The sequence below is a fragment of the Blautia sp. AF14-40 genome (assembly GCF_003479665.1).
Lineage (GTDB): Bacteria > Bacillota > Clostridia > Lachnospirales > Lachnospiraceae > Fusicatenibacter > Fusicatenibacter saccharivorans.
Genome location: NZ_QUHK01000105.1, coordinates 1 through 376, shown reverse-complemented (window position 1 = coordinate 376; position 376 = coordinate 1). Strand labels below are relative to the sequence as shown.

1 protein-coding gene is annotated in these 376 nt (G+C 28.2%); it reads right to left on the bottom strand.

Features of this window, described 5'->3' with window-relative positions; translation table 11 throughout:
• The coding region (locus DWW13_RS18925; RefSeq protein ID WP_199674891.1) for a hypothetical protein at positions 1–376 on the bottom strand (376 nt) is incomplete at both ends.

Below are 376 nucleotides of genomic sequence, written 5' to 3'. Positions count from 1 at the left end.
AGTTTTTCCCTCAAAAACTTCATAGTGTCCATGTAATAAATCTATAGAAAGTATATATTTTTCATCTTTTCTGATAAAATATTTAGTTTCCTTATTATAAGGATTTTTAGGGAAATACTCTACAAAGTCATTTCTTAGTGCGATAATTTCTCCATATTTTTTATATAAAGCCCCCTTTGAACCAGAAATGCCTTTGGCCTTTTCTTTCATTTCGTTGTCTAATTTAATGCATAAATCTGCATTAACCAAAAGCTCTTTGCTATCATTCTTTTTAATAAATGAATTAAAGCAATTCGACTTTTCTGTATAAGGATCTTTAACTATCGGAATTAAAACATCATTTCCATCGACAGATATCTCAAGTTTTTCACTATCT